The organism is Bradyrhizobium sp. PRIMUS42, from assembly GCF_023006515.1.
Lineage (GTDB): Bacteria > Pseudomonadota > Alphaproteobacteria > Rhizobiales > Xanthobacteraceae > Bradyrhizobium.
This window is the reverse complement of sequence record NZ_JALBGZ010000209.1, coordinates 1-9082: the sequence shown is the minus strand read 5'-3', so window position 1 is coordinate 9082 and position 9082 is coordinate 1. Positions and strand designations below refer to the sequence as shown.

The 9082-nt window shown below is 65.1% G+C and carries 7 protein-coding genes; 3 read left to right on the top strand and 4 right to left on the bottom strand.

From position 1 onward, the window contains the following. Window positions 1-634: 634 nt before the first annotated feature. Window positions 635-898, bottom strand: a complete 264-nt coding sequence (locus tag MOV75_RS17405) for a hypothetical protein (protein ID WP_246927595.1) — start codon at window positions 896-898, stop codon at window positions 635-637. A gap of 317 nt (window positions 899-1215) precedes the next feature. On the opposite strand from MOV75_RS17405, the gene MOV75_RS17400 reads away from it, so the two are divergent. The 3 genes from MOV75_RS17400 (at window position 1216) to MOV75_RS17390 (ending at window position 6752) form a co-directional block, all read left to right on the top strand. Further along, the gene (locus MOV75_RS17400) at window positions 1216-2451 is read left to right on the top strand and encodes an SMP-30/gluconolactonase/LRE family protein (RefSeq protein WP_246927592.1); all 1236 of its coding nucleotides are present in this window, start codon (window positions 1216-1218) and stop codon (window positions 2449-2451) included. A 248-nt stretch (window positions 2452-2699) separates the two neighbouring features. Next, entirely contained in the window at window positions 2700-5210 is a 2511-nt protein-coding gene (gene uvrA / locus MOV75_RS17395; protein ID WP_247006258.1) for an excinuclease ABC subunit UvrA, read from the top strand. Window positions 5211-5441: 231 nt separating this feature from the next. After that, window positions 5442-6752 carry an ABC transporter substrate-binding protein gene (locus tag MOV75_RS17390; protein WP_246927587.1) on the top strand — a complete coding sequence of 437 codons (1311 nt, stop codon included), beginning with the start codon at window positions 5442-5444 and terminating at the stop codon, window positions 6750-6752. A 257-nt stretch (window positions 6753-7009) separates the two neighbouring features. Here the strand turns inward: MOV75_RS17390 and MOV75_RS17385 are convergent, their stop codons facing one another. The 3 genes from MOV75_RS17385 to MOV75_RS17375 all read right to left on the bottom strand — a co-directional run. Beyond that, window positions 7010-8179 carry a Gfo/Idh/MocA family protein gene (locus MOV75_RS17385; protein WP_246927583.1) on the bottom strand — a complete coding sequence of 390 codons (1170 nt, stop codon included), beginning with the start codon at window positions 8177-8179 and terminating at the stop codon, window positions 7010-7012. Between the two features lie 46 nt (window positions 8180-8225). Continuing rightward, entirely contained in the window at window positions 8226-8540 is a 315-nt protein-coding gene (locus MOV75_RS17380; protein ID WP_246927582.1) for a septal ring lytic transglycosylase RlpA family protein, read from the bottom strand. A 99-nt stretch (window positions 8541-8639) separates the two neighbouring features. Next, window positions 8640-9082 (bottom strand): CmcJ/NvfI family oxidoreductase (locus MOV75_RS17375; RefSeq protein ID WP_309486947.1); only part of this gene is annotated, 443 nt, incomplete at its 5' end.

Sequence of the window (9082 nt, the reverse complement as noted above, 5' to 3'; positions counted from 1 at the left end):
ACGCCCTCATAGCGAAAGGGCGCAGGGAAGGCCGGGCGCCGGCTGGCACCCGCTTGTCCGTCGTGCGATGAGAATGCACACGCAATGCACAACGGATGACAGGTGAAGCCGGAAACGTCCGGCCTTCCCTGCGCGATGTTTGACGGCGTATGGCGCGCTCTCCCCGGAGACGAGTTCCTGCTTGCCTCCGTCACCTCGCGAATTGACGGCGCGCTTCGCCCGGTCGGGCGGCCCACACCTCCGCAAGGCTTGGCTGTAGCAACGACAGCCAGGACCACGCGATTTGGCCGTACGCTTCAAGCGCCGCTCGTCCGCACGCCGCCGGGACCTCACGGGGTTCGCCCGCCCTGCTCCCACCTCTCGTGCACGACGCTGCCGCGTCCACCGCTCCCCGATCCGCGGCTCGTGACGACGTACGACCGCCCCTTTCGCCGGATCAGGATGCGCAACACATACGCCGAAACCGAATTTCGGTAAAGCGGAATATTTTTGCGATAGGGAATTGACAGAGGCCGACACAGGCACGACGGCGTAGCCCGGGTGAGCGAAGCGATACCCGGGATTTGGATGCGGCAGGCACAAAAATCCCGGATGTCGCTTCGCTCATCCGGGCTACGGCTACGAGAACTTCGAGCTATCCCGCGCGGCGGGCGCGGGCCCTCGTCTCCCAACGGTTCAGCATCTGGCCGAGCTCACCGTTGACCACGGGTATGACGGGGATGGCGCTCGCGATCTCGTTGGTGTTGGCGGGCGCGTTGGCGGGAAGCCAATCCGGCTCGTTATACTCGCGCCAACGGCGTGCTTCCGCACGTCGTTTGTTGGAGATGAACTCACGCGTGAAATAGCCGGCCGCAAACGCGATCCCCAGCAATACGATCAATACGATGACGCCAGCCACAATCAACTCCGTCCACCGCCCCCGGACGGTTTCTGCGGGGCAATGCGCGCGAAATCAAGGCACCGAGCGCGCTGCACCCCGCGCTTTGCGCCAAGAAAATTATTGCTCAAACCCGCGGAACATTTTCGAGCTTTGGTGGTGGCGCATCGCGGACCCGAATGCGCGTCCAATTCCAGTGCATTCGAATATGACCGGATTGCGACCCGGCACCGCGTGAAGGATGCGATTCCACCCCTCGCAACCGGCTGCGGACCGCATTAACCTCCGCCCTTGCTCGGCCGGATCAACCGGCCAGCGAACATGATCGGGAGGACGCGATGACACGCCAAGAGGCTCGTGACAAAGAGCAGCGTGACCAGGATGCTGCGCTTTCACGACGAACGCTCGTGCAGGGACTTGCAATCGGTGCGGCCACAATCGCCGGGGCCGGCTCCGCATTGGCCCAGACCGGACCCGCCGCACCGCCGACCACCATCACCACACCGCCGCGCGATTTCAGCCCCCGCGGCGCGCCGACCACTTATTTCTGGGACCCCGACATCATCGCGGTCGATCCCTCCTTCAACGATCTCGCGCAGCCCAACACCGCGATCACGCGCCTGTACACCGGCGTGCTGTGGGCCGAGGGCCCGGCATGGAGCGCGCAGGGACGATATCTGTTGTGGAGCGACATTCCCAACAACCGGCAGATGCGCTGGAGCGAGGACGACGGCCGCGTCAGCGTGTTCCGCACGCCCTCCAACAATTCCAACGGCAACTCCTTCGACTTCCAGGGTCGCCAGCTCTCCTGCGAGCACCTGACGCGGCGGGTGACACGTTATGAGCATGACGGCACCGCCACCGTGCTGGCGGACTCCTATCAAGGCAAGCGGCTGAACTCGCCGAACGACGTCGTCGCGCATCCCGACGGCAGCTACTGGTTCACCGATCCGCCCTATGGCGGCCAGCTCTACGAAGGCGAGCCTGACGTCGCGGGCGGCCCGAGCAATGCGGGCGGCAAGCTCAATCCGCGGATCGGACAGCCGGCTGGTTTCACCCCCGGCAAGCGCGAGCTGCCGACCAATTGCTATCGCATCGACCCCTCCGGCCGCATCGACCTCGTCGTCACCGAGGACCAGGTGCCCGATCCCAACGGCCTGTGCTTCTCGCCGGACTACAAGAAGCTCTACGTTGCCTCCACCGGCAAGGGGCCGGGCGACACCGGCCCCGGCGGCAAGGGCGAGATCTTCGTGTTCGACGTCGGAGCCGACAACAAGCTCTCCAACCCTAAGAAGTTCAGCGATTGCGTGGTCGACGGCGTGAAGTGCGGGCCCGATGGCCTGCGCTGCGACGTCAACGGCAATGTCTGGGCCGCCAGCAATGCCGGGCGTGCCGTCGGCTATAACGGTGTGACGGTGTGGTCGCCGGAGGGCAAACTGCTCGGCCGCATCCGCCTGCCGGAAGTGTGTGGCAACGTCACCTTCGGCGGCCCCAAGCGCAACCGCCTGTTCATGGCGGCGAGCCAGTCGCTCTACGCGGTGTACACCGCGACGCAAGGCGCAGGGCCCGGTTGAGACGAGAGTTACCGCTATCGTAGGGTGGGCAAAGCGAAGCGTGCCCACGATCCCTTTGATACGGGACGAGATGGTGGGCACGGCGCTCTGCGCCTTTGCCCACCCTACGGCACTGAGCCAAGCACGATCAAGCAGGGCGCCGCGAAGCCGCCGGCGCCCGCCGCTTTCTACAGCACTCCCCCATGGCGTCATGGGACCCATCCTGCGATCCTGCGGTTGATCCCTCACGGGGAGCCGGAGGAGGCGAGATGGACGATCGACCAAGACAATCCGACGGCCTGATGCAGGATGACGGCTTCGTGCGGGTGCGCGGCGCGCGCGAGCACAATCTCAGGAACGTCGACGTTCGCATTCCTCGCAACGCGCTCGTCGTGTTCACGGGCGTGTCGGGCTCAGGGAAATCCTCGCTCGCCTTCGGGACGATCTACGCCGAGGCGCAGCGGCGCTATCTGGAGTCGGTCTCGCCCTACGCGCGGCGGCTCTTCCACCAGATGCAAGTCCCTGAAGTCGACGACATCGAGGGCCTGCCGCCCGCGGTCGCGCTCCAGCAGCAGCGTGGCGCGCCGACGACGCGGTCATCCGTCGGCAGCGTGACCACCATCTCGAACCTGCTCAGGATGCTCTATTCCCGCGCCGGCGATTATCCGCGGGGACAACCGATGCTCTATGCGGAAGCATTCTCGCCGAACACGCCCGAGGGGGCCTGCCCGACCTGCCACGGCATCGGCAGGATGCTCGACGTGACCGAGAAGTCGATGGTGCCCGACGACACCAAGACGATTCGCGAGCGCGCCGTCGCGGCTTGGCCGAGCGCCTGGCAGGGGCAGAACCTCCGCGACATCCTGACCACGCTCGGCTACGACGTGGACAAGCCGTGGCGGGAGCTGCCCAAAAAGGAGCGCGACTGGATCCTGTTCACCGACGAGCAGCCGACCGTTCCGGTCTATGCCGGTTACGACGCCATCGAGGTCAAACGCGCCCTGCGCCGCAAAGAAGAGCCGAGCTATCAAGGCACGTTCACCGGCGCCAAACGCTACGTGATGCAGACCTACGCCAAGTCCGAGAGCGCGATGATGAAGCGCCGCGTCGCGCAATTCATGATCACGCGGGATTGCCCGACCTGCCACGGCACCCGGCTGAAGCCCGAGGCGCTCAAGGTCAAGTTCGCCGGCCTCGACATCGCCGAGATGTCGCATTTGCCGCTCAAGCAATTGCATGAGTTGGTCAAGCCATTCGCAACAGCCTCGACGGACAGGTCGGAGAAGACCATCGTTGCCAGGCGCATCTGCGAGGATCTGTCGGCGCGGCTGACCGTCCTGCTCGACCTCGGCCTTGGCTATCTCGCCTGCGAACGCAGCACGCCAACGCTGTCGCCGGGCGAGTTGCAACGGTTGCGTCTTGCGACGCAAGTCCGCTCGAACCTGTTTGGCGTCGTCTACGTGCTCGACGAGCCGTCCGCAGGCCTGCATCCCGCCGACACCGAGGCGCTGCTGCGCTCACTGGACCGGTTGAAGCACGCCGGCAATTCGATCTTCGTGGTCGAGCACGAGATCGAGGTGATCAGTCACGCCGACTGGCTGGTCGATGTCGGGCCCGACGCCGGCGAAGGCGGCGGACTGATTCTCTATAGCGGGCCCCCGGAAGGGCTTGGTCAAATCGAGCAATCGCGAACCGCCCGCTATCTCGCCCATCCACGACAGAAGCTGCCGACATTCCGCCGCGAGCCGAAGGGTCATCTGAAGCTCAGGGGCGTGGCCCGCAATAATCTGCGCGGCCTCGACGTCGACATTCCGCTCGGTGTCATCGCTGGCATCACCGGCGTGTCGGGCTCCGGCAAATCTAGCCTGATCAGCCAATTCCTCGTCGATACCGTGGCCGCGCATCTCGGCCATTCGCTTGCCACTGACGCAGACGACGACGGCCTGACCCCAACGGTCGAGACGATCGGCGGCAAGATCGTTGCCGGCCTTGACCAGGTGAACCGCCTCGTCGTGGTGGACCAGAAGCCGATCGGCCGTACGCCGCGCTCCAACCTTGCGACCTATACCGGCCTGTTCGACCATGTGCGGCGGATGTTCGCGGCGACGCCGCAGGCAAAGTCCCGCCGCTACGATGCCGGACGCTTCTCGTTCAATGTCGCCAAAGGACGATGCGCGACCTGCGAGGGCGAAGGCTTCGTCTGCGTCGAGCTGCTGTTCCTGCCCAGCGTCTACGCGCCCTGCCCGACCTGCAAGGGCGCCCGCTACAACGACAAGACGCTCGAGGTGAAGATCCGCGGCAAATCCATTGCAGACGTGCTGGCGATGCGCGTCGACGAGGCCTTCGACTTCTTCGAAGGCGATGCTGCACTGAACCGGTCGCTGTCGGTCGTCCGCGAGGTCGGCCTCGGCTATATCCGCCTCGGCCAATCCGCCACCGAATTGTCCGGTGGCGAGGCCCAGCGCATCAAGCTGGCGACCGAGCTCATGCGCCCGCAACGGGGCCATACGCTCTACATCCTGGACGAACCAACGACCGGGCTGCATCCACGTGATGTCGAGCGGCTCATCGCCCAGCTCGAACGGATCGTGGACGCCGGCAACAGCGTGGTCGTGGTCGAGCACGACATGGACGTCGTCAGTCACAGTGACTGGGTCATCGATCTCGGCCCCGGCGCCGGGGACGAGGGCGGCCGTATCGTCGCATCGGGACCGCCGGAGCAGGTCGCCAAAGCGGGCGGGAAGACGGCGCCTTATCTGGCGCGCCGCCTCAAGCAGTAGCGTCCAGCCTCATCGTCATGCCCGGGCCTTCGCCTCGCCGAAGCGGCTTCGGCCGCGCAGGCGGGACAAGCCCGGCCATGACGTCGTGGAGACTGGCGGCCCCCCTACCCGCACACGTCATATGCGGTTGCCGGGGCCCCGACTTTCGCCATGTTGACTTTCCACGATCCCCTTCCCCATACTTCGTAAAAAACAACAACCAATCATAAGACGGTTTTGAGGGAGGATAGGATGCCGACTTCACGCAGGCAGCTGCTGAAGGGTACGGCGGCTGCCGCCGCCACACTCAGCCTCGATTGGACACGGGCCCAGGCGCAGGCCGAGAATTTGCGCATCGGCCTGATCTACGACCTCACCGGCCCGTTCGCGGCCGGCGGCTCGGTCGCCTCCTCGGTCGGCGCACAGATCGCCATCGACCTCGTCAACGAGAAGGGCGGCATCGGCGGCAAGACCAAGATCGTCCCCGTTGCGGCGGACTCGCAGAGCAAGGCCGATGTGGCCATCAACGAGGCCGAGCGGCTGATCAGCCAGGAAAAGATCGACATCATCAACGGCGTCTATTCCAGCGCGCACGCGGTGCCGATGGCGGCGAAGGTCGAGCAGCAGAAGAAGATCCTCTGGATCACGACCGCGGTCTCGACCGCCGTGTTCAAGGACAAGAACCTGCAATACGTGTTTCGCGCGCAGATCCATTCCGACCAGTACGGCCAGGCCTTTGCCGGCTTCATCGCCGAGCACGCGCAAGGCAAGCTCGGCATGGATCCCAAGGACGTCAAGGTCGCGCTGATCCACGAGGACGGCCCCTACGGCGTCGGCGTCGCAGCAGCCGACGAGGCCTACGCCAGGCAGGCCGGCATTCAGGTGGTGCTGCGTGAAGGCTATTCGGCTTCCGCGCCGGACCTCTCGGTGCTCGTCACCAAGATCAAGCGCGCCAAGGCCGACGTGATCTCACATGCCGGCTACAACCCCGACATCACCCTGTTCCTGCGCCAGGCGCGCGAGAGCGGCCTGCGCTTCAAGATGCTGTTCGGCGCCGGCGCCGGCTACAGCCAGCTCGACAAGCTGCGCGCCACTTTCGGCGCCGACATCGACAATTTCTGCAACATCGATCCGGTGCCGGCGCAATTGCTCGATCCCGCCAAGCTTGCGCCGGGCATGGGCGAGCTGATCAAGACCATGGTCTCGCGCTACCAGGCCAAGACCGGCGCCACCGACGTGCCGCCGCACTGCTCGATGGGCTTCAACCAGACCTGGGTGCTGCTCAACAACGTGCTGCCGGTGGCCAAGGAGAAGTACGGCAGCTTCGAGCCCGAGGCCATTCGCAAGGCGGCGCTCGACGTCGACATTCCCGCCGGTGGCACCATCCAGGGCTATGGCGTGAAATTCTTCCCGCCGGGCACGCCGCTATCCGGCCAGAACGAACGCTCGACGCCGGTGGTGATGCAGAACGCCGGCCAGCACATCTCGGTGGTGTGGCCGACGAATATCCGCACGCAGGACCCGGTGTTTCCGTTGCCGAAGGGTTCGACCTACGGGACGTAACATGTTCACGCTGCACGGGCGGTGCATCCTCTCCCCTTGTGGGAGAGGGTGGCTCGCCGCGTAGCGGCGAGACGGGTGAGGGGTCTCTCTCCGCGCGTGAGCCTCTCGCGTTTGACTTCGCGGAGAGAACCCCTCATCCGGCGCCATAGCCGAAGCTTAGCTTCGGCGTTCCTAAGAACGGCGGCCGAAGGCCGCCTACGCCACCTTCTCCCACAAGGGGAAAAGGATTGCAGCGTGCTTGCGGCAGCTGCGCCTCCTCACAACACCACCCGTCGCCCCTCCTCCGCGGCCCAGTACCCCGCGTAGTTCACCTTGATCGTCTCGTAGGCCAGCGCGAGGTCGGAGAGCGGCTGTCGCCCGGTGGCCACGCATTCCATGAAGTCCTGGATCTCCTGCAAGTAGCCGCGCGTCCATTCTTCCTCGAGGCAGACATATTGCCAGCCGGTTTTGCGGTCGACCTTTTCCGTGATGTAGACGGAGGCGAGCTTCTCCTCGCTGGTCTGGTAGCTCATCAGATGCGTGTTCGGCGTGATGTTGGCGAACAGCGAGCCCCCGCTGGTGTAGGTTTCGATCAGGTTGCGCACGCCGCCCATGATCATGTCCCCTGAGAACACGGTCGCCTTGGTGCCGTCGGAGAAGGTGGCGGTGAGCGTGCCCCAGTCTTCGACGTCGACGGGATTGGCCTTGATGTAGGTGCGCTCTTCGGGCTTGAGGCCTGCGGTGACGTTGCCGACATCGCAGGTGACGCTGGCGACGCGGATGGTCTCGCCGCGCGCCTTCGCCTCGACCTGCTTGAGATAGAGCACGGCCGAGAGCGGGTGACAGCCCATGCGGATCAGCGAGCCGCCGCCGGTCATCGCCCATTGCGCGGCGTGGGCCGCATGCGAGCCGGAATGGCTCTCCTCGCCCTTCATGAACAGGACCTTGTCCCTGGTCGCTCTCAGGATCTCCGCGGTCTTGGTCACCGCCGGCGCGTAGATCCAGTCCTCGGCATACATGAAGAGCTTGCCGGTGCGCTCGATCGCCGCGCGGGTGGCGTCCATCTCCTCGAGCACGCGCTCATACATCAGCGCCTTCGGCACATGCTTGCCGATCGGCTGCTTGTCGCCGTCACGGCCGAAATAACCTGCGAATGGCTTTTCGCAGATCACATGCTTGCCGGCCCGCATCGCCGCGACGATCATCTCGGCATGAAGATTGGGCGGCGTGCAGATATCGACGACGTCGAGCTCGCGGTCCGCGATCAGCTCGGCAAAGCTGCGATAGACGCGCGGGATGCTGTGGCGATCAGCGAATGCGACGACGTGATCGCCGCGCGCAGCGACCGCCGCGACCTCGACGTCCACGCCATAGACGCGCCGGAACGCATACATGTGCAGCTCCGACACGAAGCCACAGCCGACAAGTCCGACCCTGATCCTGGCCATGGTGCCCCTCCCTCGCTTTCGGGGGCACTATAGCGCGCGGGCCGGCCTATTCCACGGAGACTCGCACCACGCCGGCGCTCATCATGCCGAGTGCGCGGGCGGCCGGCACCGAGAGATCGACGATGCGGCCGCGAATGAAGGGGCCGCGATCGTTGACGCGGCACTGGATCGAACGGCTGCCATAGGACACCCTGAGCACGCTGCCGAACGGGCGCGTCCGGTGCGCGCAGGTCAGCTCGCCGCCTTTGCCGGCTTTCGCATAGCCGTAATAGGAGGCGAGCCCGCTTTCGGCATGGGCAACAGAAAATGCAAAAAGCGAAAAACTGGCCAGAGAGAAGAATAGGGTGGTCTGCGCTCGCACGGAACCCTCCCGGTTGGCCCTGCCCGGCTGCAAACGTGGATTTGTTCCCTAAGGTTCCAAATGCTGCCGGGCGGCACCCGGCAGCGCCATCACACATTGTTACGGTTTGTGAAAGACCAGCGTGCGCACCTCGATACTTTCGCGCGGCGCGGCGTCCTGCGGCGCGGTCGGATCGACGAACGCGGTGTGCGGCCCGAAGCGGGTGCGGCCGTCGGTCGCGGAATCATAGCATTTGAGCAGCAGGGCCTCGTCCGGCGTCATCTCCGGGAAATAGAACCAGCGGTGGTTCGGATTGTATTTCACCGAATAGGTCTCGCCGCGGCGGTTGGGATAGATCAGATCGGAGGCGATCAGATCGTCCGGCGCGACCGTCGTGCCGTCGGCCATCGCCAGCGGCGAATCGCGCAACGGACCGCGGATCGGCCGCCAAAGATTGATCACCTGCACGCGGCCCTTGAGCAGCTCTTCGGCTTCGTCAGGCAGATGCTCGCGCACGCGGTTGGCGCCGGAAACCGCCGTCTGGTCGACATGGACGCGCGTCG